This is a genomic window from Pseudomonas sp. ok272, from assembly GCF_900109995.1.
Classification (GTDB): domain Bacteria; phylum Pseudomonadota; class Gammaproteobacteria; order Pseudomonadales; family Pseudomonadaceae; genus Aquipseudomonas.
Window position 1 is genome coordinate 168,779 of record NZ_FOCB01000002.1, and the last position, 26,437, is coordinate 195,215.

A 26,437-nucleotide genomic window follows, 5' to 3' on the forward strand; every position below is an offset into this window, starting at 1 on the left:
CTCGATGAATTTTTCCCAGTTCTTCATCTCACGGCCAATCTTCGCCGCGGTGCTCTCGCTGTTGATTTTGATCGCCGGCAGCATCGCGCTGTTCCAACTGCCGATCAGCGAATACCCCGAGGTGGTGCCGCCGACGGTGGTGGTACGTGCCAACTTCCCGGGGGCCAACCCCAAGGTCATCGGTGAAACCGTGGCCGCGCCGTTGGAGCAAGCCATCACCGGTGTCGAGAACATGCTGTACATGTCCTCGCAGTCCACCGCCGACGGCAAGATCACCCTGACCATCACCTTCGCCCTGGGCACCGACCTGGACAACGCCCAGGTGCAGGTGCAGAACCGCGTGACCCGGACCGAGCCCAAGTTGCCGGAAGAGGTGACCCGGATCGGCATCACGGTGGACAAGGCTTCGCCCGACCTGACCATGGTGGTGCACCTGATCTCGCCGGACAAACGCTACGACATGCTCTACCTGTCCAACTACGCCCTGCTCAACATCAAGGATGAGCTGGCGCGCCTGGGCGGTGTCGGTGACGTGCAGCTGTTTGGCATGGGCGACTACTCGCTACGGGTCTGGCTGGACCCGAACAAGACCGCCTCGCGGAACCTGACCGCCACCGACGTGGTCAACGCGATCCGCGAACAGAACCGCCAGGTCGCCGCCGGTGCCCTGGGCACGCCGCCTGCGCCGAGCGCCACCAGCTTCCAGCTGTCGGTCAACACCCAGGGCCGCCTGGTCTCGGAAGAAGAGTTCGAGAACATCATCATCCGCGCCGGCGACAACGGTGAGATCACCCGCCTCAAGGACATCGCCCGGGTCGAGCTGGGCTCCAGCCAGTACGCCCTGCGCTCCTTGCTCAACAACCAGCCGGCGGTGGCGATCCCGATCTTCCAGCGTCCGGGCTCCAATGCCATCGATATCTCCAACGACGTGCGGGCCAAGATGGCCGAGTTGAAGAAGAGCTTTCCCGAAGGCATGGACTTCAGCATCGTCTACGACCCGACGATCTTCGTCCGTGGTTCCATCGAGGCGGTGGTCCATACCCTGTTCGAAGCACTGATCCTGGTGGTGCTGGTGGTGATCCTGTTCCTGCAAACCTGGCGCGCCTCGATCATTCCGTTGGTGGCGGTGCCGGTCTCGTTGATCGGTACGTTTGCGGTGATGCACCTGTTCGGCTTCTCGCTCAATGCCCTGTCGCTGTTCGGCCTGGTGCTGGCCATCGGGATCGTGGTCGACGATGCGATCGTGGTCGTGGAGAACGTCGAGCGAAATATCGGCCTGGGCCTGACGCCCATCGAGGCCACTAAGCGCGCCATGCGTGAAGTGACCGGCCCCATCGTCGCCACGGCGCTGGTGCTGTGTGCGGTGTTTATCCCGGCGGCGTTCATTTCCGGGTTGACCGGGCAGTTCTATAAGCAGTTCGCCCTGACCATTGCCATCTCGACGGTAATCTCGGCCTTCAACTCCCTGACCTTGTCGCCGGCGCTGGCCGCCGTGTTGCTCAAGCCCCACGATGCGCCGAAAGACCGTTTCTCCCGGTTCCTCGACAAGCTGTTTGGCGGCTGGTTGTTCCGTCCGTTCAACCGCTTCTTCGACCGTGCCAGCCATGGCTACGTCGGCACTGTGGCCCGGGTGATCCGCAGCAGCGGCATCGCCCTGTTGCTCTACGCCGGGCTGATGGTCCTGACCTTCTTCGGTTTCTCCCACACCCCGACCGGTTTCGTACCGGCCCAGGACAAGCAATACCTGGTGGCCTTCGCCCAACTGCCGGACGCCGCGAGCCTGGACCGCACCGAAGAAGTGATCAAGCGCATGTCCGACATGGCGCTCAAGCAACCGGGCGTGGAAAGCGCGGTGGCCTTCCCCGGCCTGTCGATCAATGGCTTCACCAACAGCTCGAACGCCGGCATCGTGTTCGTCACCCTCAAGCCGTTCGATGAACGCAAGGACCCGAGCATGTCCGCCGGCGCGATTGCCGGTGCGTTGAACGGCCAGTTCGCGGACATCCAGGAAGCCTACATGGCGATCTTCCCGCCGCCGCCGGTCCAGGGCCTGGGCACCATTGGCGGGTTCCGCCTGCAAATCGAAGACCGGGGCAACCTGGGCTACGACGAGCTGTACAAAGAAACCATGAACATCATCAACAAGAGCCACAACGTGCCGGAACTGGCGGGCCTGTTCACCAGCTACACGGTCAACGTGCCCCAGGTCGATGCCGCCATCGACCGTGAAAAGGCCAAGACCCACGGCGTGGCCGTCAGTGACATCTTCGACACCCTGCAGATCTACCTGGGCTCGCTGTATGCCAACGACTTCAACCGCTTCGGGCGCACCTATCAGGTCAACGTCCAGGCCGAGCAACAGTTCCGCCTCGAAGCCGAGCAGATCGGCCAGTTGAAAGTGCGCAACAACAAGGGCGAGATGATCCCGCTGGCGACCTTCATCAAGGTCAGCGATACCTCGGGACCGGACCGCGTGATGCACTACAACGGCTTTATCACGGCCGAGATCAACGGTGCCGCTGCGCCGGGCTACAGCTCCGGCCAAGCCGAGCAAGCCATCGAGAAACTGCTCAAGGAAGAACTGCCCAACGGCATGACCTACGAATGGACCGACCTGACCTACCAGCAGATTCTCTCGGGCAACACTGCGCTGTTCGTGTTCCCGCTCTGTGTGCTGCTGGCGTTCCTGGTGTTGGCGGCGCAGTACGAGAGCTGGAGCCTGCCGCTGGCGGTGATCCTGATCGTGCCGATGACCCTGCTGTCGGCGATTACCGGAGTGATTGCCTCGGGCGGCGACAACAACATCTTCACCCAGATCGGCTTGATCGTCCTGGTGGGACTGGCCTGTAAGAACGCGATCCTGATCGTCGAGTTCGCCAAGGACAAACAGGAGGAAGGCATGGACTCGCTCAGCGCGGTGCTCGAAGCCTGCCGCCTGCGTCTGCGGCCGATCCTGATGACCTCGTTCGCCTTCATCATGGGCGTGGTGCCCCTGGTGTTCTCCAGCGGTGCCGGTGCCGAAATGCGTCACGCCATGGGTGTGGCGGTGTTCTCCGGGATGCTCGGGGTAACCTTCTTCGGCCTGCTGCTGACGCCGGTGTTCTATGTCCTGATCCGCCGCTATGTCGAGCGCGGTGAAGCCCGCAAGGCGGCCAAGGCCGTGAAACTGGAGGCGCAATCATGAGCCTGAAAGCGTTTCTCCCCAGCCTGTTGGTGCTGGCCCTGAGTGCCTGCGCCGTCGGCCCGGACTACCAGGCCCCGGCCACGGAGCCGGCCCACCTCAGCGCCGCGACCGATGGCGCCAACGGTCAAAAGAACTTCGACCGCGCCCGCTTCGAAGGCATCTGGTGGCAGCAGTTCGACGACCCGGTGCTGAACCAGTTGGTGAGCACGTCGCTCAAGGGCAACCGGGAACTGCGCGTGGCGTACGACCGCCTGCGCGCCGCCCGGGCCTACCGCGACGATGCCAGCAACGACGCCTTGCCGGTGGTGACCAGCCGCGCCAGCAGCAACCAGGCCAAGGGACAGATCCCGGGCACCACCAGCCGCCGAGTCAAAAGCGAACGCTATGACCTGGGCCTGGACATGGCGTGGGAGATCGACCTGTTCGGCCGTATCCAGCGCAACCTGGAAGCGGCCGACGCCGACACCCAGGTTGCCGCTGCCGACCTGTACCAGTTGCAGGTCACGATGATTGCCGAGTTGGTGGACGCCTACGGTCAGCTACGGGGCGCACAGCTGCGCGAGAAGATTGCCCTGGCCAACCTGGCCAACCAGCAGGAATCGAGCAAGATCACCGTCAGCCTGCGTGATGCCGGGGTCGGCGATCAGCTCGACGTGGTGCGCGCCGATGCGCGCCTGGCCTCGGTGGAAGCCAGCGTGCCGCAACTACAGGCGGTGCAAACCCGCCAGCGCAACCGCATCGCCACGCTGTTGGGGGAACGCCCGGACACACTGAGCGTCGACCTGCGCCCGGCCAGCCTGCCGGCGATTGCCAAGGCCTTGCCGATTGGTGATCCCGGGGAACTGCTGCAACGCCGTCCGGACATCCAGAGCGCCGAACGCAAGCTGGCCGCCGCCACCGCGCGGATCGGCGTGGCCAAGGCCGACCTGTTCCCGCGGGTCAGCCTCAGTGGCTTCCTCGGCTTTACCGCCGGGCGCGGCTCGCAGATCGGCTCGTCCGCCGCCAACGCCTGGGCGCTGGGCCCGAGCATCACCTGGGCGGCCTTCGACCTGGGCAGCGTGCGCGCTCGTTTACGCGCCGCCGATGCCAACGCCGATGGCGCCCTGGCGACCTATGAACAGCAAGTATTACTGGCGTTGGAGGAGTCGGAGAACGCCTTCTCCGACTACGGCAAGCGCCAGCAACGCCTGATCGCTTTGATCCGCCAGAGCGAATCGAGCCGCGCCGCTGGCGACCTGGCCGAGATCCGCTACCGCGAAGGCAACGTGGATTTCCTGGTGCTGCTCGACGCCCAGCGTGAACGCCTGGCGGCCGAAGACACCCAGGCCCAGGCCGAAGTCGACCTGTACCGCGGCATCGTCGCCATCTACAAAGCCCTCGGTGGTGGCTGGCAACCCGAAACCGTCGCCATCAACTAAGCTTTCCAGTGCTCCTTTGGTTGGCCGCAACCAACCAATTTTTAGCCTCGCGCCCCATTCGGTCGCGGGGCTTTTTTTGCCCATCATTCCCCACCGCCCACACCTCGCTCCTACGATGAAATCGGCGACGTCCTTGAGGAGCCGTTCGGTTTCGATGAGAACGACCTGCCGTGCAACGCGATCCTGTGCACCCTGGAACGCGAAATCCTCGCGGCGCTGGGCCATGGCGACCTGCCGCCGCCCCTTGAGCCTATTGATTACGTGCTCACGTAGATGTCAGTTTGACTCACAGCCTTACCTGACCGAAGCTTGCCACCTGCCCGCTCTCGGATTCCTGCATGTCCACGCCCCGTCGCACCCTGATCATCTGCCTGCTGGTCGTGCTTGCCGTCGCCACTGCCTGGGTGCTCCTGCGCAGCACCAAACCGCAGATACCCGACGCGATCAAGCACGGTTACAGCGAGGCTCTGCAACAGGCCCGCAATGGCCAGCCCGGCGCGGCGCGGGTGCTCTACCAGCAACTGGCCCGCCCGGACATCTCGGACAAGCGGCGCATCTGGCTGCATGCCGAGTTGCCCAACTACCCCAGCCCTCGGGCATTGAAGCTGGCCGACGCTGACCTGCAACACCCTTCGCTCGCGGTGCGTCAGGCCGCCATCAAGAGCATCACCGCCCTGGTGCCCTCGGGCCAGCGCAGCCTGTTGCTCGGGCCGCTGCTCGAGGATGAAGCACAAGAGGTGCGCTTTGCCGCGGCCGATGCCCTGTTGGGGTTGTCACCGGACGACCTGGGCCTGTACTTCGCCCCCTTGCAGCAGGTCATCGACGAATATGAGCGCTTTCTAAGGAGCCAGCCGCAAACCGCGCAGACCCAGATCCAACTGGCGCGCCTGCACCTGCACAACGCCGAACTCAAGGACGCCCAACTGGCGCTCGACGAGACCCTGCGCCTGGACCCCGGCAATCTACCGGCGCTGGTGCTACAAATCGAAGTCCTCGACAAGCAGGGGCAAAGCGATGCCGCCCAGCAATTGCTGGCCAAACAACTCAAGGCCCAGCCTGACTCGGCGTACCTGCAACATGCGCTGGGGATGTGGTTGTTGCATCACGGGCAAAACGAACTTGCCTTGTTGGGCCTGTCCAAGGCCGTGGAGCTGGCGCCCGACAACAAGGAATATCGCTACGACCTGGCCACTACTCTGTACGCGCAGAAAGAGTTGGAAGCGGCGCAAAAGCAGTTGCAAGAGATCGTCCAGCGCCACCCCGCCGACCGCAAGGCACGGGTGCTGTTGATCAATTACTGGAAGGAAAGCGGCCAGTTGCAGAACGTGCAGGTGCTGCTGGCCCAGCTGGAACAGATGAACCCCGACGACCCTGCCTTGCAGCAGGGCTTGTAGACGCGGGGGTTCAGGAGAGCAGTTGCTGCATCAGGTCCTGCAACTCGTCCAGGTCAAACGGCTTGGCCAGGATCGGCGCCTTGTGCGCAATCGGGCTGTCCGACTCGCGAATCTCCTGCGGATACCCGCTGATGAAAATCACCTTGAGCTCCGGGCGCAGCTTGACCGCCGGCTCGGCGATCTGCACGCCCGAGATGCCACCGGGCAGCCTGAAGTCAGTGATCATCATGTCCAGGTTCGGCTTGCTGGCGAGGATTTCGAAGGCCTGCTCGCCATTCTCGGCTTGCAACACCCGATACCCCTCGCCCGCCAGGTAGGCAGACAGGACCATCAGGATTGAGGGGTCGTCTTCGACGATCAATACGACGTCTTGTGCATCTTCACTCATGGAAAGCCTTGGGTTCGGTCAATAACGGCTAGTACGACCCTGCACGCCGGCAGAGGTTGCATCGGCCTTGTCGGTTTACAAGGGCAGGCACACACGAAACAGCGCGCCCTGGTCGATTGTGCTCTCGACGCCGATTGTACCGCCATGGGCGGCGATAATTTGCTCGGATATGAACAATCCCAGCCCCAGGCCGGCGACCACGCTTTTGGCCGACACCCGCTCGAACTGCTGGAAGATCCGTTTCTGGTTCTCTTCGCTGATGCCAATCCCACGGTCGCGCACTTCGATCCGCGCCTGGCCATCCTGACAATAGACCTTCACTTCGATCGGCCCCTTGCCGCCATAGCGCAGGGCATTGGTCAGCAGGTTGGACACCACCTGTTCGATGCGGAACTCGTCCCAGCTGCCGTACACCGGTTGCTCGGCGACCAGGCTCACTGACGCGTCGGCCGCCTCGACCTGAGGCGCGAAGTTGTGCAGCAGCTGACTGACCAGGGCCGCCAGGTCAAACCGGGTCGGACGGATCGACAGCTTGCCGGTGCGGATCCGCGATACATCGAGCATGTCCTCGATCAAGCGGATCAGGCTGTTGATCTGCCGTTCATCGCGCTCGACCATGGATTGCATCTTGTCCGGGGTAAAGGCGGCGACGTTGCCCCGCGCCAGGTGCATCTTGCGCAACTGGGTTTCCAGGATCAGCCCGTTCAGCGGGGTTCGCACCTCATGGGCGACAATGGACATGAAGTCATCGCGCATGCGCACCGCCTGCTCCAGCTCACCCTGGGTCGTGCGCAACTGCTCCAGCAAGGCTTGCTGCTCCAGGCGGCTGCGTTCCAGGGCTTCGACCTGCAGGTTCATGGCCTTGCGCTGACGGTACAGGTCGACAAACACATTGACCTTGCTCTTGACCGCATGGGTGTCCAGCGGCTTGTGCAGGAAGTCCACCGCACCGCTTTCGTAGCCCTTGAACGCGTAGTTCATCTCACGCCCGGCGGCGCTGACGAACACAATCGGGATGTTCTTGGTCTTTTCCGTGCCGCGCATCAGTTCGGCCAGTTCAAAGCCGTTCATGCCGGGCATCTGCACATCGAGAATGGCCATGGCGAATTCGTGTTGCAGCAGCAGCGACAACGCTTCGTCGGCCGACAGCGCCTGGTAGACCTGGCGGTCCTCCCGGGCAATCAGCGCATCAAGCGCCAACAGATTCTCCGGCAGATCATCGACGATCAACAGTTTGGCCTGAATGTGACTTAACAGCTCAGTGCATGCCCGATTCATAGTTTGCGGTAGATCCGTTCTTGTTTGACCAGGGGTTCGAACAGTTTGCCATAGGGCGAGAAGTCCAGTGTTTCCTTGCTGCCCAGCACCAGGAAGCCACGGTGACACAACGACTCATGAAACAACCCAAAGGCCCGGTCCTGGAGTTTTTTATTGAAGTAGATCAGCACGTTGCGACAGGAAATCAACTGGGTTTCGGAGAACACGCTGTCGGTCGCCAGGCTATGGTCGGCAAAGGTCACGTTGTCGCACAGACTCTTGTCGAAGATCGCGTAGTCATAGGCGGCCGTGTAGTAGTCGGCGAAGGAGCGCTGGCCGCCAGCCTGCTGGTAATTCTTGGTGTAGGCGCGGATGTTCTCCAGGGAAAAAATTCCCTGCTTGGCCTTCTCCAGCGAGCGGGGATTGATGTCGGTGGCGTAGATGATCGTACGCTCCAGCAAACCCTCTTCGCGTAGCAGGATCGCCATCGAGTAAACCTCCTCCCCCGTGCTGCACCCGGCGATCCAGACCTTGATCGAAGGGTAAGTCTTGAGCAGTGGCACCACTTCGCGGCGGATGGCCTGGAAGTGATCCGGGTCACGGAACATCTCGCTGACCGGGATCGTCAGCAACTGCAGCAATTGCATGAAGGCGGTGGGGTCGTGCAGCACTTTGTCCTGGAGCGCCGAGATGGTCTTGCATTCGAACTGATGCAAGGCGTGATTGACCCGGCGCTTGATCGAAGCGCCGGAGTAATCGCGAAAGTCGTAGCTGTACTTGAGGTAGATCGCCTCGATCAACAACCGCAGTTCGATATCGGTACTGGGCACTAAATTCGTTCCATCTTCGGCAACCACACGCGAATCAGCGAGAACAGGCGATCCAGGTCAATAGGCTTGGCCAGGTAGTCGTTGGCGCCCGCTTGCAGGCAGCGCTCCTGATCGTCCTTCATGGCCTTGGCCGTCACCGCAATGATCGGCAGCTTGCGCCAGCGCGGGTCCTTGCGGATCTCAATCGTGGCTTCGAAACCGTCCATCTCCGGCATCATCACGTCCATCAACACCAGGTCGATGTCACCCACCTCGTTGAGTTTCTCAATCGCCTCGCGACCGTTACGACCGATCACCACGATGGCCCCCTTGTGTTCCAGGGCACTGGTGAGGGCAAAGATATTGCGCACATCGTCGTCCACCAGCAGCACCTTGCGCCCCTCGAAGACCCGGTCGCGGCTGCGGGCGGTCTTGAGCATCGTTTGCCGCTCATGGGACAGCCGGGACTCGACCTTGTGCAGGAACAACGTCACTTCATCGAGTAAACGCTCAGGCGAGCGCGCGCCCTTGATGATGATCGAGCGCGAATACTTGCGCAGGTCCGCCTCTTCATCGCGGGTCAAGTTGCGCCCGGTATAGACGATCACTGGCGGGAACGAACAGATGTCTTCGGTCGACATGCGCTTGAGCAGGTCATTGCCCAGCATGTCGGGCAATTTCAGGTCGATGATCATGCAGTCGTAGAGGTTGTCGCGCAGCAGGTCCAAGGCTTGCTGGGCCAGGCCAACGGCGGTGATTTCGATGTCATCGTCGCCGATCAGGCGGGCAATGCTGTCGCGTTGCAGGTCATCGTCCTCGACCAGCAGGACGCGCTTGACCTTCTGGGTCAACTTGGCTTCGAGGCGGGCGAACACCGCCTTGAGCTCCTCGCGGGTCGCCGGTTTGACCGCATAGCCGATGGCGCCCATGTGCATCGCCGCTTCGACGCGGTCTTCCACCGAAATCACGTGCACCGGGATATGCCGGGTCTCGGCGTGTTCCTTGAGGCGCTGCAACACGGTCAACCCGGAGTGATCCGGCAGGCGCATGTCCAGCAGGATCGCATCGGGAATGAACTGCGCCGCCAGGTCGTAGCCTTCGTCCGCGCCGTGGGCCACCAGGCAGTGATAGCCCAGTTCATGCGCCAGATCGAAAAGGATATGGGCAAAGTTCGGCTCGTCCTCCACCACCAGGATGCAGCGGCGGCTGAACGGCGCATGGTCGCGATCATCCAGGAAGCGCGGAACCACGGCCTCCATGATCAACGGCGCCGGCGCAGCGGCGGCAACCGGCGGCGGCACACACCTGACCGGCCCGACGCGCACCTCGTCCTGCTCGACGAATTGCTCAGGCAGCAGGAGCGTGAACAGGCTGCCCTGCCCCAGTTCGCTGCTGACACTGATCGAGCCACCGAGCAACGCGGCCAGGTCACGGGAGATCGACAGCCCCAGGCCGGTGCCCCCATAGCGCCGATTGGTGGTGCCATCGGCCTGGCGGAAGGCTTCGAAGATGCTGTCGTGCTGGTCACTGGCAATGCCAATGCCCGAATCGCGCACGATAAAGGCGATACCCGCACCCGGCTCGCGCGCCACGGTCAGGCTGACGGTACCTTTCTCGGTGAACTTGACTGCGTTGGACAGCAGGTTCTTGAGCACCTGTTCCAGGCGCTGGCGGTCGGTGAACAGCATCAATGGCGCGTCCGGTTGCACCTGAATGGTGAATGCCAGGTGCTTGTCGGCGGCCAGGGGCTCGAACGTGGCGCGCAAGCCTTCGACCAAGCGCGCGACGCTGGTGTTTTCCGGGCGCACTTCCAATTTGCCGGCCTCGACCTTGGAGATATCGAGGATGTCGTTGATCAGGTTCAGCAAGTCGTTACCGGCCGAGTAAATCGACTCGGCGAACTTCACTTGCTCGGCGCTGAGGTTTTGCTGGGGGTTCTCGGCCAGCAGCTTGGCCAGGATCAACGAGCTGTTGAGCGGCGTGCGCAACTCGTGGGACATGTTGGCCAGGAACTCGGACTTGTACTGGCTGGAGCGCACCAGTTCCAGGGCGCGCTCTTCGAGTTCGACCTGGACCACGTTCAGCTCGGTGTTCTTCAGGTCCATGGCATCCCGCTGCTCGGCCAGGGCCTGGGCCTGATCGGCGAGTTGCCCATTGGTCTGCTCCAGCTCCACCTGCTGGGTTTCCAGGTGCACCTGGGACTCCTTGAGGATCCGCGATTGCTCTTCCAGCTCTTCGTTGGCGCTCTTGAGCTCTTCCTGCTGGACTTGCAGCTCTTCATTGAGCTGTTGGGTCTCGGCCAGCACTTCCTGCAAGCGCTGGCGATAGCGCGCCGCTTCAATGGAGGTGCCGATGTTGCCGGCGATCAACTCCAGCAACTCGATGTCGCGCTCGTTCAACTCGCGCAGGAAGCCCAGCTCGATCACCCCGTTGACCCGGTTGTCGTCGCTGGTGGGCACCACCAACACGCTGCGTGGCGCGCCACTGCCCAGTCCGGAGCTGACTTTGAAGTAATCGGCCGAGACATCGTCCAGGCGAATCAGGCGCCCTTGCTGCACGGCCTGGCCGGCAATGCCTTCGCCGCTGTGGAACGACTGCTCAAGCGCTTCCTGCTCGCGGGAGAAACCGTAGGACGCCACGCGCCTGAGGCCGCCGTGGTCTTCCTTGACGTACAGCGCCGCCACCGCCGTGCCCAGGTACTGCGCGCAGAACTGGAGGATATTGCGCCCCAGCACGTTCAGCGTCAGTTGGCCCAGCACCTGCTCGGCCAGTTCGGTCTGGCCGTTGCGCAGCCAGGCCTGCTGCTCCAGGCGCAACGCGGTTTTATTCTGCGCGGCCAGGTTGGCGCTGTAGCGCTTGGACAGGTTCAACAGGTCGCGCCGGCCGACATAGGCCAGCAGGCCGCTGATGGCGATCACGAACAGCACGTACAGGCTGATGCTCAAGATCGTCGTGCTGCGCACCTCCTCATTGCGCGAGGCCCGCAACTGTTGCTCCATGTCGATCACGTCTTCGTATTGCTTGCGGATCTCATCGGTCAGGGACTTGCCCCGCCCGGCTTTCACTGCGCCCCGGTAGTCACCGTCGGTGCGCATCAGGTCGATCATCGATTGGGCATAGGCGTTCCATTGCTCCTGCAACGCTTCCAGGCGGCGTAGGCGATCGATCTGTACCGGGTTGTCCGCCGTCAACTCCTGCAGGGTCTTGAGTGACACCATGATGCGCGGCTTGGCGGTCTCGTAGGGGGCGAGAAAATGCTCATCGCCGGTCAGCAGGTAGCCACGCATCCCGGTTTCCAGGTCGACGGTCAACTTCACCGCTTCGTTGGCGTTGTTGATCACCCGGTCGGTGTGCTCGACCCACTGGATGACCGACAACAGGTAGCTGATCAACGCCACGAAAAACGCCACGCTGATCACACCAACCCCCAAGGGCAAACTGACATTACGGCTCAGGAGTTTGCGAAAGCTCTGCTCATCGACTGAAGACGAAGAAGTCATTGGGAGGCCTTGGTGATCGGTGATAATTGCAGGAGTTTGCCCGAAAAGCGCGCATCAGATGCATTTTTCTGACAGCGTAGACAGCATTCTCCCGCATTACGCAGTCACGGGCTGAAGCGCGGGACTATCCCGGAAATTCCTGTACAGTTATTCTTTTTTGTATAGATTTTTGGGAACTGATCCAGTCCCGCCAGTGACTGAAAAAAGCCGGGCTAACTGACCGTCATCTATTTCCCTATTCGAGAGTTCCTGCCCTATGCCTACTCCCTCTACTGTCCTGATCGTCGAAGACGATGCCATCGTGCGCATGCTGATCAAGGATGTATTGGAAGAGCTGGCATTCAAGGTGCTTGAGGCAGACGGAAGCCAGGCCGCCCTGGCAATGCTCGACGATGACGCACAAACCATCGACCTGCTGATGACCGACGTGGGCTTGCCGGGAATGGATGGCAAGGCGTTGGCCGCACGGGCTCGGGCGCTGCGCCCAACCCTGCCGATCCTGTTTGCCAGCGGTTACGCCGACAGCCTTGAGGTGCCCAAGGGGATGTCCGTCATCGGCAAGCCGTTCTCTATCGATCAGTTGCGCGACACGGTCAAGCGCCTGCTGGGCCAGGCGTGACCCTGCCTGTGGTTTAATGGCGCCCCCGCGTCCTGCCCGCCCACCTGTCGTTTCAAGGAAATACCGCCCATGAGTCTGTCTCGCGCAACCAAGGTCCTGGTCATTGGTTACGTTTGGCCCGAGCCGCGCTCGTCCGCCGCCAGCGGACATGTCATGCAGATCCTCGAGACGTTTCTCAAGCAAGGCTGGGACATTACCTTCGCCAGCCCGGCGGGCGCCGGTGAGCACAAGGCAGACCTGAGCGCCCTGGGCATTCGTGAATGCGCCATCGAACTCAATAACAGCAGCTTTGACACCTTTGTCAGCGAGTTGGCCCCGGACATCGTGCTGTTCGACCAGTTCATGATGGAGGAGCAATTCGGCTGGCGGGTGGAGAAACACTGCCCCCAGGCCCTGCGTGTGCTGGAAACCTCGGACCTGCAGAGCCTGCGCCATGCCCGCCATCAGCGCCTGAAAGAGCGACTCAAGGCCAGCGACGACCTCAATGATTTCACCTCGCTGTTCGCCCCCGACCTGCCCCAGGAATTCGCCCTGATGGCCGGCACTGACCTGGCCAAGCGGGAAATCGCCGCGCTGTTGCGTTGTGACCTCAACCTGATGATCTCGCCGGTCGAGATCGCGTTGCTGGTCGAGCAATTCAAGCTGCCGCCCAGCGTGCTGCACTGGTGCCCGTTGATGCCCGACCTGCCCACGCAGCCCTTCGTGCCTTTCGAGGATCGGGCGCACTTCCTCAGCATCGGCAACTTCCGCCACGCGCCGAACTGGGACGCGGTGTTGTGGATGAAGACCACCCTGTGGCCGTTGATTCGCCAGCAACTGCCTGGCGCACAGCTGCACATCTATGGCGCGTACACCCCACCCAAGGCCACCGCCCTGCACAACCCGGCCCAGGGCTTTCACGTGATGAATTGGGCCGAGGACGCGTTGCAAGTGATGTCGGCTGCGCGCATCTGCCTGGCGCCCTTGCGCTTTGGCGCCGGGATCAAGGGCAAGATTGTCGACGCCATGCTCTGTGGCACGCCCACTGTCACCACCCCCATCGGTGCCGAAGGCATGTCCGGCGCGATGCCGTGGCCTGGGGCGATGGGTGAAACGGCCGAGGACCTGGCAGCGGCGGCTGTGCGCCTGTATCAGGACAAGGCGCAATGGACCCAGGCCCAAGAGGCAGGCACGGCGCTACTGGCGGCACACTACCGCCAGGCGGTGCATGGCCCGGCGTTGATCGAACGCTTGCACACTGCCCACAACAACCTTGAGCAACTGCGCCAACAGAACTTCATCGGCGCCATGTTGCGTCATCATCAGCACAAAAGTACCCAGTACATGTCGCAGTGGATCGAAGAAAAGAATAAGTCGCCTCACTAATGACGCACGGAATTTCATTATCAACGCCCACACCCAATCATTAATATCCAATAAATTGATACCGCTGAAAACTTGCACAACCCCGCACTTCTAAATATAACTCAGCTCACACCGGCGCCTACCCACTACGGAGTGGCGCTACGTAGCGAGTTTATTAATTGCAACGGAGTGCACCATGAACAAAGACCCACTCAGAAAACAATGGATGTCTGCAACTTCCTCCATCGACAAACTAACGCTCACGGAACTCGTCTGGCCTGGCGCACATAACGCGGGGATCGACTTCGACGTACCTTTCTCGCCCTCCATTCGCCTGCTGGCCAATTGGTTCGTCTGCCAGAATCGGCCGTTCATTCAACAACTTAACGAAGGCGTACGGGCACTCGACCTGCGTTTTCATTGCGATGAGCATTGGCTCGGCATCAAGAAGTTTCATACCTTCCATGGGGCGAAACTGTTCAACGGCCGCTCCTTGAGCGAATTGATAAAAAGCCTGACCTTCTTCCTGGATAACAACCCGGATGAGTTCATCATTCTCGACATCCATGAACTTCGCGGACTGGACGATAAGCGTTTCGACTACAAGGGGTTTCATGACGTCATCATGAGCGAGCTGGGGGAGCGGTTGATCCCCGAACGGAACAGTCACTTCACCCTTGGCGAACTTAAAAAGTTCAGCCCTAGGCAACGAATAGTGCTCGCCATAGAGGGCCATCCCGATCTGTATTCGGCGACATACTGGAGAAAAATCAAACACGCCTGGAGCGGCAAGGACATCATCTCGCCCAACGAACTAAAACAACACATTCAAGACACGCTAAGTTACCCCTCCCAGAAAAATGTACTCTGGTCCTTATCGGCTACCTGTTATGGGGAGTTGGCGGGGGTAAAAAGAATCACCCAAGAACTCAATGAGTGGTTTGGCCCAACGTCTGCGTGGGCGCCCAAGTGCAGCATCATCAATGCCGACTTCATCACTGACACCGATTTGGTCGACTATTGCCGACAAGTCAATCACTCGAAGGGCTTGCTCAAATCCTGAAGGTGGCGAGCGGCTCAGTGGGCAAGAGAACGCCTTGTGGAAGCGAGACCGGCTTGCCGGCGAAGACGCTGGGTCAGTCAATGCTGATGTTGCATGTGCCGACCTCTTCGCGGGCAAGCCTCGCTCCTACGCTGGTCTGCTGCGAACACAAATTCCGCGTCCAATCGCAATCCCTTGTGGGAGCGAGACCGGCTGGCCGGCGAAGGCGCTGGGGCGGCCAGATCCACCCAGCGCCTATCCGTTCAGAGCCGATCCCGCGCAATACCGCTGCGAATGCGCAGGATGTCGGCGAGCACCGCCAGGGCGATTTCCGCCGGGGTCTTGCTGCCCAGGTTGAGGCCGATGGGCGCGTGAATCCGCGCCAGTTCGGCGTCCCCCAGGCCACCGATGCGACGCAAGCGCTCAAAACGCTTGCGCGAGGTTTGCAGGGAACCCATCACCCCGATGTAGAACGCTTCGGTGCGCACGGCCTCCATCATCGCGAGGTCGTCGATACGTGGATCGTGAGTCAGCGCCACCACGGCGGTATCGCTGTGGCAACCGCCGTCGGCAATGAACACCGAGGGCAACTCACGACGGATCTCGACGTTCTCAAGCTGCACGCCTTCAAGCACCTCATCACGCGGGTCGCACAGAATCACTTCGAAGCCCAGGCCCACCGCAAACTCGGCGCAGGCCTGCGCCACGCTGGAGTATCCGGCAAGCAACAAGCGCTGCGCCGCACCGATACGGATGCGCACGCGGTCGATTTCCCGCTCGATGCGCGGGCCGTGCTCGCGGTCAACCAGCAGGCTGCGGGCGCCGCTTTGCAAGTCGACTTCGCGGATCAGGCGCCGCTGGCCGAGCAATGCCGCCTCCAGCTCGCGCAGGTGGGCCTGGGCCTCACAGTCCGGTTCAAGCTTTTCCACCAACACATCGAGCACGCCGCCACAGGGCAGTTTGACGCGGGAACGCGGGTCATCGGTGTCGCCGTATCGCACCACCGCGACCGCGTCGTTGAACAGTCCTTCGGCCATGCGTTCGAGAAAGTCATCCTCGACACAGCCCCCCGACAGCGAGCCAATCCAGTGCCCGCTGGCGTTGACCGCCAGCATCGAGCCCGGCGCGCGAGGCGCCGAGCCATAGGTGCCAAGCACGCTGCACACCCACACCCGCTGGCCCATACTGGACCAGGCCAGCGCACGGCGTATCACTTGCAAGTCAAGATGCTGCATGTCAGGGCGCCTTGTGCTCGGTGGGGGCGTCTGCCTTGAGTTGTTCGATCTGACTGACCAACAGATCAGCCGGTTGACCACCCCACGTCTGGCGCAGGTAGTTGATCAGGTCGGTGCTCTGTTGCGCGCTCAGCTTGTCGGCAAACCCCGGCATTGGCTGCATGCGTTCGAACCCTGAAAACTGCTGCTCGCCAATGCCGTCGTCGATCACCCGCAACAGGTTGCGAGGGTCTTCCAGGCGCAGCGTGGTGTTGCCCTGCATGGCCACGGCGATGTGCGGCTTGCCTTCGCCATTGCCACCGTGACAACCGGCGCAAACGTTCAGGTAGTCCTGGCGGCCGCGCTGGGCGCTGGCGGTGAGTGTGTCCGGCGCCACGGCGGTCAGCACCTTGGCCTGGGGCGGTTGGTCACCGAGCAGGAAGGTGGCCATGGCCGCCAGGTCCGGGTCGGTGAGGTGCTGGGTGCTGTTGTGGAACACCGGGAACATCTCGTTGAACATTGTGCCTTGGGCGCTCATGCCGTGCTTGAGGAAGGCGCTCAGGTCCTGCTGATTCCAACCACGGGCCGCCAGGTCGTTGGCCAGCAGGCTGGGCGCCAGGTAGCCATTGAGCAGTCCGCCGGTCATGCGTTTATCTTGCTGCATGGCGCCGGTCAGGTTGCGCGGGGTGTGGCATTCGCCGCAGTGACCGAGCACGTCGACCATGTACTGGCCGCGTTTCCACTGCTCACTCTTGCCCTCGGTCGGCGCCAGTTTCACGTCCTTGGCGTAGAGCATGTTCCAGCCCATCAGGCCCAGGCGCACATTGAACGGGAAGTTCAGGCGGGTGGCCGGCGCGGCGCGGTTGATCGGCGCGACGGTCTTGAGGTACGCATGAATCGCATCCGAGTCCGCGCGCGGCACCAGGTGATACGAGGTGTACGGCATGGCCGGGTACAGGTTGGCGCCATCGCGGCGCTTGCCTTCGGTCAGCGCGGCGAAGAACTCGTCGTCGCTGTACAGGCCGATGCCGTGGTCCTTGTCCGGGGTGATGTTGGTGCCGTAGATGGTGCCAAACGGCGACACAATCGGCAGGCCACCGGCATAGGGTGCGCCGCCGGGCGCGGTGTGGCAGGCCATGCAGTCCGCCGCCCGCGCCAGGTATTCACCGCGCGTGACCTGCTGGTCGTCCGCCTGGGCGTGTGTGGCCATCAGCGAAACTGCCAGGCCAACTGCACCGCCGAGGCTGCAAAGGAGTCGTTTCATGCTTAACCCTCCTTGACCAGGCCAAGATCGGTCAGCACATGGCGCGTGGCGCTGTAGTAGCGCACGTAGCCGGTGCAGCGACAGATGTGATGGCCGAGGCTGTCTTCGATCGCCGCTTCGAGCTGGCTTTGCTTGATCGGCTGGCGCTGGAGCTTTTCCACCAGCACGGTCGCCGCGTTGACGAAACCGGGCGCGCAGTAGCTGCACTGGAACGCGAACTCATCGACGAAGCGTTGCTGGATCGGGTTCAGTTCAGTGACCTGGCCGGCTTCATCGCGCTTGGCGTGACCCTCGATGGTGCGGATCTTCTTGCCTTCAAAGTAGTGTGCGCCGGTGATGCAGGTGCGCACTTCTTCGCTGGTGCCGTCCGGGTTGTCGACGATCACCACACAGGCGTGGCAGATGCCCTGGCCACAGCCCAGGCGCGAGCCGGTGAGGTTTCGGTATTCGTGCAGGTAGTCGATCATCGGCAGATCTTCAGGGACCTCCACGGGACCGACGGATTGACCATTGAGGGTCATGTGAAGCGGACGGTTAGCCATTGAGGGCCTCCTTGATGCGCGCTGGAGTGATAGGCAGGTCACGGACTCGTTTACCGATGGCGTGGGCCACGGCGTTGGCGATAGCGCCCACCACCGGGATCATCACCACTTCAGCGATGCCCTTGGACGGGTCGCTTGGCGACAAGGGTGGAAGGATCTCCGAGGTCTGCTTCCAGACCGCAACGTCCTTGGCGCGCGGCAGGCGATAACGGTTGAAGTTCCAGTCACCCTCCCCCGGTCCACCTTCATACAACGGCATGTCTTCCAGCAGTGCGTGGCCGATGCCCATGGCAATCCCGCCTTCGAGCTGGCCCTTGACCAGTTCCGGCACCAGCACTCGACCGCACTCCAACCAGGAGTGGTGGTTGAGTACCTGCACCTCGCCCGAGCCTTTGTTCACTTTCAATTCGACAATCGTCGCCACCGGGCTGTAGTACGTCACCGCCGCGTTGTTCAACTGGGTCGCCGGATAGACCACATTCTGCCGGTCAAGCAGGTGGAAGCCGGCGCTGGTCATCTGGGCCAGCTTGGCTTTCGGTGCACCGTCGCCGTACTTCACGGCCAGGGCGTCGATGGGCAAGCGCTCACTCACACCGTTGATGCTGTATTCAGCCTCGGCCCAGCTCCAGCGGTTGAAACCATGCACGCTGGCACCCGTCACCAGGCCGCGCTCGTGGGCACGCTTGGCGAGTTGGGCAAACGGTAAGGGCTCCATGCCATTGGCGGTCAGCTTGCCGTCGACCCAGTGGGCGTCTTCGCGACGGACCACGTAAGGGTTGGCCTGGCCACCGAACGGGCCTTGGCGCCAGATCTCCATGGCCGCCGGCCACAGGCTGTGATTGAACAGTACGCGCGCCGCTTCACGGGTGGCGTGACTGAAGTAATACGCCGAGTTGGTGGCCGATGACGCCGAGGCCACCTTGCCAACCCAGCGCGGGTTGCGCAGCACACTGTCTTGCTCGACCTGGCTCATGATGTACGGGTTGCCGCTGCTGGTCAGTTGCAACTCGCCCCACTGGGTCTCGCCCGTCTTCACTTCGTTGGCTGGCAAGCCAAGGAAATCGGCAACCACCAGGGCCTGGGACGTCGACATGCCGGTGCCAATTTCAATGCCGATGTGGCGCAGCGTGATGTGGCCCTCGGCCGTGAATTCGACGCTGGCCATCGGCGCTTCGGAACCGGTGCCGAAGTCTTTCTGGCAGATGGCAAAGCCGATGCCGTACCAGTTATCCGGGTCCTTGGCGTCTTCCTGCGACTTCAGTGCGTGGCGTTTCCTCCACAGGTCAAAACCGGCGGCCTTCTCCAGGATTTCGTGCAGGCGCAAGGCACCGGCGGGCACCGCGCCCTGGGTGTTCTTCATGCCCGAGAGCAGCACGTTTTTCTTGCGCAGATCGATAGCATCGATGCCCAGGCGATCGGCAATCTCGTCCACCATCATCTCGGTGGCGGCCATGCTTTGCAGGGTGCCGTAACCGCGCATGGAGCCAGCTTCGACACCGCGCGAGTGGTACGCGGTCACTTGCAGGTCGTTCTGCGGCATGTAGTAGATCGACTGCGCCGCGGTCGCACCAACGGCGGCCACCGATGGGCTGTAGTTGATCCGCCCCCCGCCGTCGACGGTCATGTCGGCGCGGAAGATCTTGAAGGTGTGGTCTTGCTTGTCGACGGCCAGTTGATAGCGAATGTCGAACGGGTGACGCTTGATGCCGCTCTGGAACTGCTCATAGCGGTCGTTGGCCAGGCGTACCGGCACACCGGCGCCATACAACGCGGCCAGGGCTGCGTAGTAGACGAAGATATTGTGGTCCTTGGAACCGTAGCCCACGGTGTAGCCCGGGTGCAGGTTCAGGTTGGCCAGGCCGAAGCGCGACGGTGCGACCATCTTCGCGGTTTCCGTCGCGGCCTCCAGCGGGCATTGGGTGGCGACGACAAAGTGCAGGGTCTTGGTGGCCGGGTCGTACCAGCCGTTACCGTTGTCCGCCTCCAGGGCCGCCGGCTCGATGGACGGTGTCTTGTAGCGCTGGTCGAACACCATCCAATTTTCTGGCGGGGCCTCCAACTGCTGCTGCATGCGGTCGGCATAGAACAGACCGCGCTCGGTCAGGTTGCCATGCACATTGGGTTGGGCATTCCACACCGGGCGTCGTTCCCGAATCATCGGGAACAGGATCGAGTCCTTGAGGCTGGCGAATTCATCTTCGTCGGCCGAGGTCGCACCGCCTACCCGCACATAGCGGAAGCTGCCATAGGGATCGCGGGTATAGAACGGCACCTGGGCGCCGTAGCGGATCGCCTTGTCGTTGAACTTGAGCAGGTTCTTGGCCTGGCGGAAGCGTTCGAAATCGTTCCAGATCAGGATCGCCACCGGATGGCCGATGAACATTGGCACCTTACCGGTGGGCAGCAATGGATCGGGGGCGTGGTCTTCCGGGAAGACAATCCCGTCCTTGTCCAGGTCCTCGGCGGTGACGATGCGGTCCGGCTGCAACTCGGCGCCGAGCAACGACAGGTCAAATCCTTCATAGAGGCGGTCGGCGCGAATGGTCTTGAGCAACATCGCGTGGCCCTGCTGCTGGGGCCAGCCCGGCATGTCCTTGGCACGAATGTCGCGGGCAAACACTTTGCTGCCGCAGACCTTGGACAGGGAATCGTTACGCATGCGTGCCTTGCCGTTGTTGCCAAGCCATAGTTCGGACGGCACGGTCACGCTGTTTTCCATCAAGGCCGCCAGTGCCTGGGTGCTGAGTGGGGTCAGCGTTACGCTGACACCCGCAATCAACCCGCCCTGCAGGAAGGAGCGTCGGGATATATCACGGTTGGACATGGATCATCCTCTGGACGGCTATGAAATCCGTCCATGTCGTTATGGTCTACGAAGAAATCTCAGGTCACACAAAAGCCCTTCCTGACAATGCAAAGGGCTGGACAAGTTGAAAATTTGACCGGGAGGTTAACTTTATAGCGTTTGTCCGGCCTCGGCAAAAGTAATAGTAGTTCGAGGGAAAATATCCTTACGGCCATCAACGAAAAACCCCGCTTAACGCACAATACTGTTCACTTAAGGTCATCTCGCCACGAGTACTTCTTCGATATCGGGACGCCCTTAAGTGAACGGCATTGCGCTTAAAGCAGGGCTTGAGAGGTAGACCAGAGAGAAACGGCTGTCGAGTCCGGCACGCCAGGCCACACCCGGCGCAAGACCGGGTGTGGCGGTTTTACTCCGTAACGGCCATCGCCGCCTCGTCGATAAGCGCTGCCACCTGCACCGGCATTGATGCCAGCGATGCATGGCTGGCCTGCAAGGTGATGACTTTCCTGGCGTTCAGTCTCGCCGACATGCGCTGCTGGTTTTGCGGGGCAATCATCCGGTCATCGCTGGAGATCTGATACCACGACGGCTTGTTCTTCCAGGCCGGCAGACTGATGGTGTTGCCAAAGGTACTGGCCAGCGGCGCCTTTTGGGTGATGCCCATGACCAGCCCTTCATTCGCGGGCAAATCCTGGCAGAAGCTTTCGTGGTACAGCTCGGGACTGACCCACAGATAGCCGTCGCTGTCAGGTACCAGGTTGGTGGCCGCCACCGGCAGATGCTCCTGGGTGATACCGCCTGGACTCTCTCCGGCATCCGGGGCAAAGGCGGCGATGAACACCAGGCCCGCGACATTGGCTTGATTACCGGCTTCGGTGATCACCGCACCACCATAGGAGTGGCCAACCAGCAACACGGGCCCGTCCTGTTGCGCGATCATCTTGCGCGTGCGCTCGGCATCATCGGCCAGGGAGGTCAAGGGCAGTTCAACCGCCCGAATCCGGCTATGCCCCAGTCGCAACAGTTCGCCAATCACCCGGTTCCAGTGCGCCGCACCGCCCCAAAAACCATGTACCAGAACAATCGTGGGTTTGTCGCTCATCACACCGTTCCCAACTGACTAGACAGGTTGATTTTGTGGGCCTTGACTTCATCGGCGTAGCTGTTCAATCGCGCCTCGGTTCGCTCGAACACCTCGCACATTCTTAGCAGAGACTCGGCATCGACCGGATTACCCGACTGTTTCAGGCGCTCGGCAATGGATTTCATCTCCACCGCTGACCAACGCAATTCAGAGGCAATATCCTTGAGGTCAGCACGCAAGTGCTGCTCTGGTTTGTTAAGTGGCATGGCAGTTCCCTCCACGTTGAACGGATGTGGACTGCACCAGCTGCGAAAGCTGAGGCAACGCAAGGAAATTGATAGACCTTGCGCCCACCGTATGCAACCGCCGTCCCGGGAATCTGGCAGGCGGCGCGATGAAGGCCCGAGATATCAGGCGCAGGGTTGAGGATAGTCGAGGGAGAGTTCACGCACCGGCAAGCCACTGCTCAGCCTGCAAAAGCCCGGCGCCCAGCGGTTAACTCGGTGCGCAGTTCGCCAATGAGATTGGAGATATCGCGAATACTGGTCAGCCGCGCCGTCGATACACCCGTGAGCAATAGCTTCACTCCGCCGGACTCGGGTTCGAACACGGTGATCCTCAGCGAACCGTCGACATTCACCGTGCAGGTGCAGGCCAATGGACAGAATCCAGACTCCACGATATGACGAAGTTCGCTGATAGGCAGCATGACGTTGACCCGCAGATACCGATGATGAAATGGGTGCTTCAGCCTCTCAGACTAGTCGAACCTGGCGTATGCGAAAGAATTAAGTGCAAAGTGCTAGTACGGTCACACTTTGCCGGCCTGCCCTCAAATTTCGGACAAAAAAAAGCCCAAGCAGCTGATGGAGACTTGGGGCTTAAAAATGCATAAACCGTGGTAGGTGAACGCGACGCAATCTTACCTTCGCAATTATCTTGTTACAAGATATTTACGTGTGAATGTTTCTTAATATTTCAGATAAGCCATTGAATAAATGCACTTTTTTCACGACATCCCATTGATCGGCAACCGGCTGTTGGCGCAAGCACTCACAGACTCGGCGTCACGCAAAACGCCCGATGCAATGCACCGGGCGTTTGTGTGTGAAACCGCTGCGGGCCTAGTTCAGGGCCGGGCATTGCTCACCGTTAACGAGACAAGGCCGCCGCATTGGCGCGTGCCGTGTGCAGCTTTTTGTAGCTGTCGATCAAGCGCAGGTGCCGGTCGAGACCTTCCAGCTTCATGCTGGTTGGTGTCAACCCATAGAAACGCACGCTACCATCTACCGAGCCGATCGCGGCGTCCATCCGCGAGTTGCCGAACATGCGTCGGAAGTTGACTTCGTAATCGGCCAGCTCCAGGTCGTCGTCCAGTTGCACTTCCAGCACCACATTCAACGCCTGATAGAACAACCCACGCTCGACCGTGTTGTCGTTGTACTGCAGGAAGGCTTCCACCAGATCCTTCGCCTGCTCAAACTTCTGCAGGGCCACATAGATCAGCAGTTTCAACTCAAGGATCGTCAACTTACCCCAAGGGGTATTGTCGTCAAATTCGATGCCGATCAAGGTGGTGATGTCGGTGTAATCATCCAGCTCACTGTCTTCCAAGCGCTTGGCCAGTGTTCTCAAACCAACTTTGCTCAAGCTGTGCAGGTTCAAGATATCGGCGCGGAATTGCAGGGCTTTGTTGGTGTTATCCCAGATCAGGTCGTCCACCGGATAAATTTCCGAGTAGTCCGGCACCAGAATGCGGCAGGCCGTGGCGCCCAGGTCGTCGTACACCGCCATATACACTTGTTTGCCGAGGTCTTCGAGAATCCCGAACAACGTCGCGGCTTCTTCGGCATTGGAGTTTTCACCCTGGCCGGAGAAGTCCCACTCGACAAACTCAAAGTCAGACTTGGCACTGAAAAAGCGCCACGACACCACCCCGCTGGAGTCGATGAAGTGCTCAACAAAGTTGTTCGGTTCGGTCACCGCATGACCTTCAAAGGTCGGCTGCGGCAAATCGTTCAGGCCTTCAAAACTACGCCCCTGGAGCAATTCCGTCAGGCTGCGCTCCAACGCCACTTCAAAACTTGGGTGTGCGCCGAACGAGGCGAACACCCCGCCGGTACGTGGGTTCATCAAGGTCACGCACATCACCGGGAACTCACCGCCCAGCGAAGCATCCTTGACCAGGACTGGGAAGCCCTGCTCTTCCAGGCCCTGAATCCCGGCCAGAATCCCCGGGTACTTCGCCAGCACCTCCTGCGGCACGTCCGGCAGTGCCATTTCACCTTCGAGAATCTCGCGCTTGACCGCGCGCTCGAAGATCTCCGAGAGGCATTGCACCTGCGCTTCGGCCAGCGTGTTACCGGCACTCATGCCATTACTCAGGAACAGGTTTTCGATCAGGTTGGAGGGGAAATACACCACCTCGTCATCCGACTGACGAACAAACGGTAGCGAGCAGATGCCGCGCTGCGTATTACCGGAGTTGGTGTCATACAGATGCGAACCTTGTAGCTCGCCATCGCGGTTGTAAATCTCCAGGCAATATTCGTCGAGAATCTCACTCGGCAGTGCATCTTTCGGCCCAGGCTTGAACCAGCGCTCGTTCGGATAGTGCACAAACGCCGCATTGGCGATGTCCTCACCCCAGAACTGATCGTTGTAGAAGAAGTTGCAATTGAGCCGCTCGATGAATTCGCCCAACGCCGACGCCAATGCGCCTTCCTTGGTTGCGCCCTTGCCATTGGTAAAACACATCGGCGAATGCGCATCGCGGATATGCAGCGACCACACATTGGGAACGATGTTGCGCCATGAAGCGATTTCAATCTTCATGCCGAGACCGGCCAGAATGCCCGACATGTTGGCGATGGTTTGTTCCAGCGGCAGATCCTTGCCCATGACATAGGTGCCCGCCTCTGAGGCAGAATGGGGCATCAGCAGCGCCTGGGCATCGGCATCCAGGCTTTCCACTTCCTCAATCACAAACTCAGGCCCGGTTTGCACCACCTTCTTTACGGTGCAACGGTCAATGGAACGCAAAATGCCTTGGCGATCCTTGGCGCTGATGTCCGCCGGCAACTCGACCTGAATCTTAAAAATCTGGTTGTAGCGGTTTTCCGGGTCAACGATGTTGTTCTGCGACAGTCGGATGTTCTCGGTGGGAATATTGCGGGTATCGCAGTACAACTTCACAAAATAAGCTGCACACAACGCCGACGAAGCCAGAAAGTAATCGAACGGACCCGGTGCCGAACCATCGCCCTTGTAGCGGATCGGTTGGTCGGCCACCACCGTGAAGTCATCAAACTTGGCCTCAAGCCGAAGGTTGTCGAGAAAGTTGACCTTGATTTCCATGCGCGATTACCAGAATAACGAACCAAATGATTTGGCCGCTATTATCCGGATTTTAGCCAGCAGGCGTGGCGTTTTCTTTCCGCCATGTTCTGCCTTCCCAGCCCGAAGGCGGTGTACGAAGCCCCTTGGAATATCGATTCCGGTAGAATTCGCCGCCATCAAAGCCAGGAAGCGACGATGGCAAAGCGCTATGAGCTTTGCGACAGTACTTTTCGTACAGAGCCAAGGACGGTAGATTATTCGTGGTCACGACGGCCCGCAAGGATACTGAATGCCGAAGCAACAGCCGGAAAGAAAAGCGCCAGCATCCGCTGCAGATATCGAAAACTCGATCCAAGCCCTGAACAAGATGGCTGAACGCCTGTGGGGGGATGGCCGAGAGACCGAGGCGAAAGCCCTGCTTGATGCCTTGGACGCTCTAAACCGGGCACTGGACCGAATCAGGATTGGCGAAAGCCGCAGGGTTCTTCATTGAACGCCGTCGTGGTGCCGTTGTTAAAGAACAGCCATTGATGCCTCCAAAATGTAAAAGTCGTACAGCCACCACCGACACCGTGAGTTTGGGTGAGTGGATGTATGCAACAGGGGCTATTTCAATCATCAGGGAGTAAATACATTTGGGTAAGGCTTTTGTACACCTGGCGACACCACTGATTCTTAGCTTCTTGGCCACCAGCAGCGCGCTCTGCCATGCTGAAGATCCAACGATCAAAGCAGTAGAAGCTAAATCGCTCGATAACTTTCAAGCCCCTGACACCGTATTAAGAACCGGCCCTGAAGCACAAGTTTACTGCAAAGGCTTAAGCGACAAGGCGCGCTTGCCCACTGTTGTTGAGCTGCAAACGCTGTTTACAAGCAAGACGAGGTCGCCTGTTTCTTTTCCCGATCCCGAGGTTGTTCAAAATGACGACATGTGTACCGTGCACGGCTGGCCAATGAGCCATCAGTGCGGCGGGAACAAAGGGTTTTATTGGGCCAGCGACAGGGCCGTGCCGGAGAAGTATTACGCCGTTGGAATGAGTTCCGGGTACTACCTTTGGCCTGCGACTGACTATACAGCCCTCGTGGCGTGCACCACTGATAAGTAAGTGCCGTCGTTGGATGCTCATGTTCGCAATCGGTAATTCTCCTGATCGGCTTGGAAGAAGCTATCAGGGGGTTCCGAACAGTTCGACACCGAAGACGGCCCGATCGTTAGCGCGATGATCCTCG

20 protein-coding genes and 1 pseudogene are annotated in these 26,437 nt (G+C 60.6%); 9 read left to right on the forward strand and 12 right to left on the reverse strand.

Features of this window, described 5'->3' with window-relative positions:
- Positions 1 to 4 precede the first annotated feature (4 nt).
- The 4 genes and pseudogenes from BMW74_RS03630 to BMW74_RS03640 all read left to right on the forward strand — a co-directional run bounded on the left by BMW74_RS03630 (position 5) and on the right by BMW74_RS03640 (position 5,996).
- Positions 5 to 3,184, forward strand: a complete 3,180-nt coding sequence (locus tag BMW74_RS03630; RefSeq protein WP_093413803.1) for an efflux RND transporter permease subunit — start codon at positions 5 to 7, stop codon at positions 3,182 to 3,184.
- A complete protein-coding gene (locus BMW74_RS03635) occupies positions 3,181 to 4,602 on the forward strand; it encodes an efflux transporter outer membrane subunit (protein WP_093413806.1) in 1,422 nt (473 codons plus the stop codon). The genes BMW74_RS03630 and BMW74_RS03635 overlap by 4 nt, the downstream gene beginning before the upstream one ends.
- Before the next feature lie 114 nt (positions 4,603 to 4,716).
- A pseudogene (locus BMW74_RS24585) lies at positions 4,717 to 4,875 on the forward strand (bestrophin family ion channel); the annotation flags it as partial.
- 65 nt (positions 4,876 to 4,940) lie between these two features.
- Positions 4,941 to 5,996, forward strand: a complete 1,056-nt coding sequence (locus BMW74_RS03640; protein WP_093413809.1) for a tetratricopeptide repeat protein — start codon at positions 4,941 to 4,943, stop codon at positions 5,994 to 5,996.
- 10 nt (positions 5,997 to 6,006) lie between these two features.
- Here BMW74_RS03640 and BMW74_RS03645 read toward each other — a convergent pair whose 3' ends face one another.
- The 4 genes from BMW74_RS03645 to BMW74_RS03660 all read right to left on the reverse strand — a co-directional run bounded on the left by BMW74_RS03645 (position 6,007) and on the right by BMW74_RS03660 (position 11,950).
- The gene (locus tag BMW74_RS03645; RefSeq protein WP_093413812.1) at positions 6,007 to 6,384 is read right to left on the reverse strand and encodes a response regulator; all 378 of its coding nucleotides are present in this window, start codon (positions 6,382 to 6,384) and stop codon (positions 6,007 to 6,009) included.
- Between the two features lie 75 nt (positions 6,385 to 6,459).
- The gene (locus tag BMW74_RS03650; RefSeq protein WP_093414812.1) at positions 6,460 to 7,641 is read right to left on the reverse strand and encodes a hybrid sensor histidine kinase/response regulator; all 1,182 of its coding nucleotides are present in this window, start codon (positions 7,639 to 7,641) and stop codon (positions 6,460 to 6,462) included.
- Positions 7,642 to 7,658: 17 nt separating this feature from the next.
- The gene (locus tag BMW74_RS03655) at positions 7,659 to 8,471 is read right to left on the reverse strand and encodes a CheR family methyltransferase (protein ID WP_093413815.1); all 813 of its coding nucleotides are present in this window, start codon (positions 8,469 to 8,471) and stop codon (positions 7,659 to 7,661) included.
- Positions 8,471 to 11,950, reverse strand: a complete 3,480-nt coding sequence (locus BMW74_RS03660; RefSeq protein ID WP_093413818.1) for a response regulator — start codon at positions 11,948 to 11,950, stop codon at positions 8,471 to 8,473. The genes BMW74_RS03655 and BMW74_RS03660 overlap by 1 nt, the downstream gene beginning before the upstream one ends.
- Positions 11,951 to 12,206: 256 nt before the next feature.
- Here BMW74_RS03660 and BMW74_RS03665 point away from each other — a divergent pair, with 256 nt between their 5' ends.
- The 3 genes from BMW74_RS03665 (at position 12,207) to BMW74_RS03675 (ending at position 14,976) form a co-directional block, all read left to right on the forward strand.
- Positions 12,207 to 12,569 carry a response regulator gene (locus BMW74_RS03665; RefSeq protein WP_093413821.1) on the forward strand — a complete coding sequence of 121 codons (363 nt, stop codon included), beginning with the start codon at positions 12,207 to 12,209 and terminating at the stop codon, positions 12,567 to 12,569.
- 69 nt (positions 12,570 to 12,638) lie between these two features.
- Entirely contained in the window at positions 12,639 to 13,934 is a 1,296-nt protein-coding gene (locus BMW74_RS03670; RefSeq protein ID WP_093413824.1) for a glycosyltransferase, read from the forward strand.
- Between the two features lie 175 nt (positions 13,935 to 14,109).
- Complete coding sequence (locus BMW74_RS03675; protein WP_093413827.1) at positions 14,110 to 14,976, forward strand: phosphatidylinositol-specific phospholipase C domain-containing protein; 867 nt, start codon at positions 14,110 to 14,112, stop codon at positions 14,974 to 14,976.
- A 242-nt stretch (positions 14,977 to 15,218) separates the two neighbouring features.
- Here the strand turns inward: BMW74_RS03675 and BMW74_RS03680 are convergent, their stop codons facing one another.
- The 8 genes from BMW74_RS03680 to BMW74_RS03715 all read right to left on the reverse strand — a co-directional run bounded on the left by BMW74_RS03680 (position 15,219) and on the right by BMW74_RS03715 (position 25,225).
- Positions 15,219 to 16,190, reverse strand: a complete 972-nt coding sequence (locus BMW74_RS03680; protein WP_093413830.1) for an XdhC family protein — start codon at positions 16,188 to 16,190, stop codon at positions 15,219 to 15,221.
- A gap of 1 nt (position 16,191) precedes the next feature.
- Positions 16,192 to 17,433: a c-type cytochrome gene (locus tag BMW74_RS03685; protein ID WP_093413833.1), complete on the reverse strand. Its 1,242-nt coding sequence runs from the start codon at positions 17,431 to 17,433 to the stop codon at positions 16,192 to 16,194.
- A gap of 2 nt (positions 17,434 to 17,435) precedes the next feature.
- A complete protein-coding gene (locus BMW74_RS03690; RefSeq protein WP_093413836.1) occupies positions 17,436 to 17,975 on the reverse strand; it encodes a (2Fe-2S)-binding protein in 540 nt (179 codons plus the stop codon).
- Positions 17,968 to 20,799 carry a xanthine dehydrogenase family protein molybdopterin-binding subunit gene (locus BMW74_RS03695; protein ID WP_093413839.1) on the reverse strand — a complete coding sequence of 944 codons (2,832 nt, stop codon included), beginning with the start codon at positions 20,797 to 20,799 and terminating at the stop codon, positions 17,968 to 17,970. The genes BMW74_RS03690 and BMW74_RS03695 overlap by 8 nt, the downstream gene beginning before the upstream one ends.
- 391 nt (positions 20,800 to 21,190) lie before the next feature.
- Complete coding sequence (locus BMW74_RS03700; RefSeq protein ID WP_093413842.1) at positions 21,191 to 21,886, reverse strand: alpha/beta hydrolase; 696 nt, start codon at positions 21,884 to 21,886, stop codon at positions 21,191 to 21,193.
- The gene (locus BMW74_RS03705) at positions 21,886 to 22,134 is read right to left on the reverse strand and encodes a hypothetical protein (RefSeq protein ID WP_093413845.1); all 249 of its coding nucleotides are present in this window, start codon (positions 22,132 to 22,134) and stop codon (positions 21,886 to 21,888) included. Before BMW74_RS03705 ends, BMW74_RS03700 begins: the two co-directional genes overlap by 1 nt.
- Positions 22,135 to 22,334: 200 nt before the next feature.
- On the reverse strand, positions 22,335 to 22,577 hold the full coding sequence (locus BMW74_RS03710; RefSeq protein WP_093413848.1) for a DUF1652 domain-containing protein: 243 nt from the start codon (positions 22,575 to 22,577) through the stop codon (positions 22,335 to 22,337).
- A 443-nt stretch (positions 22,578 to 23,020) separates the two neighbouring features.
- The gene (locus tag BMW74_RS03715) at positions 23,021 to 25,225 is read right to left on the reverse strand and encodes an OsmC domain/YcaO domain-containing protein (RefSeq protein ID WP_093413850.1); all 2,205 of its coding nucleotides are present in this window, start codon (positions 25,223 to 25,225) and stop codon (positions 23,021 to 23,023) included.
- Positions 25,226 to 25,496: 271 nt separating this feature from the next.
- Between BMW74_RS03715 and BMW74_RS03720 the strand changes: the two genes are divergently transcribed.
- Complete coding sequence (locus tag BMW74_RS03720; protein WP_093413853.1) at positions 25,497 to 25,700, forward strand: hypothetical protein; 204 nt, start codon at positions 25,497 to 25,499, stop codon at positions 25,698 to 25,700.
- A 142-nt stretch (positions 25,701 to 25,842) separates the two neighbouring features.
- Positions 25,843 to 26,313, forward strand: a complete 471-nt coding sequence (locus BMW74_RS03725) for a hypothetical protein (protein WP_093413856.1) — start codon at positions 25,843 to 25,845, stop codon at positions 26,311 to 26,313.
- Positions 26,314 to 26,437: the final 124 nt, after the last annotated feature.

Bases quoted from the DNA above. Each gene is read 5' to 3' on its own strand.
- BMW74_RS03630 (WP_093413803.1), top strand. From the start codon at position 5: ATGAATTTTTCCCAGTTCTTCATCTCACGGCCAATCTTCGCCGCGGTG.
- BMW74_RS03635 (WP_093413806.1), top strand. From the start codon at position 3,181: ATGAGCCTGAAAGCGTTTCTCCCCAGCCTGTTGGTGCTGGCCCTGAGT.
- BMW74_RS03640 (WP_093413809.1), top strand. From the start codon at position 4,941: ATGTCCACGCCCCGTCGCACCCTGATCATCTGCCTGCTGGTCGTGCTT.
- BMW74_RS03645 (WP_093413812.1), bottom strand. From the start codon at position 6,384: ATGAGTGAAGATGCACAAGACGTCGTATTGATCGTCGAAGACGACCCC.
- BMW74_RS03660 (WP_093413818.1), bottom strand. From the start codon at position 11,950: ATGACTTCTTCGTCTTCAGTCGATGAGCAGAGCTTTCGCAAACTCCTG.
- BMW74_RS03665 (WP_093413821.1), top strand. From the start codon at position 12,207: ATGCCTACTCCCTCTACTGTCCTGATCGTCGAAGACGATGCCATCGTG.
- BMW74_RS03670 (WP_093413824.1), top strand. From the start codon at position 12,639: ATGAGTCTGTCTCGCGCAACCAAGGTCCTGGTCATTGGTTACGTTTGG.
- BMW74_RS03675 (WP_093413827.1), top strand. From the start codon at position 14,110: ATGAACAAAGACCCACTCAGAAAACAATGGATGTCTGCAACTTCCTCC.
- BMW74_RS03680 (WP_093413830.1), bottom strand. From the start codon at position 16,190: ATGCAGCATCTTGACTTGCAAGTGATACGCCGTGCGCTGGCCTGGTCC.
- BMW74_RS03685 (WP_093413833.1), bottom strand. From the start codon at position 17,433: ATGAAACGACTCCTTTGCAGCCTCGGCGGTGCAGTTGGCCTGGCAGTT.
- BMW74_RS03690 (WP_093413836.1), bottom strand. From the start codon at position 17,975: ATGGCTAACCGTCCGCTTCACATGACCCTCAATGGTCAATCCGTCGGT.
- BMW74_RS03695 (WP_093413839.1), bottom strand. From the start codon at position 20,799: ATGTCCAACCGTGATATATCCCGACGCTCCTTCCTGCAGGGCGGGTTG.
- BMW74_RS03700 (WP_093413842.1), bottom strand. From the start codon at position 21,886: ATGAGCGACAAACCCACGATTGTTCTGGTACATGGTTTTTGGGGCGGT.
- BMW74_RS03705 (WP_093413845.1), bottom strand. From the start codon at position 22,134: ATGCCACTTAACAAACCAGAGCAGCACTTGCGTGCTGACCTCAAGGAT.
- BMW74_RS03710 (WP_093413848.1), bottom strand. From the start codon at position 22,577: ATGCTGCCTATCAGCGAACTTCGTCATATCGTGGAGTCTGGATTCTGT.
- BMW74_RS03715 (WP_093413850.1), bottom strand. From the start codon at position 25,225: ATGGAAATCAAGGTCAACTTTCTCGACAACCTTCGGCTTGAGGCCAAG.
- BMW74_RS03720 (WP_093413853.1), top strand. From the start codon at position 25,497: ATGCCGAAGCAACAGCCGGAAAGAAAAGCGCCAGCATCCGCTGCAGAT.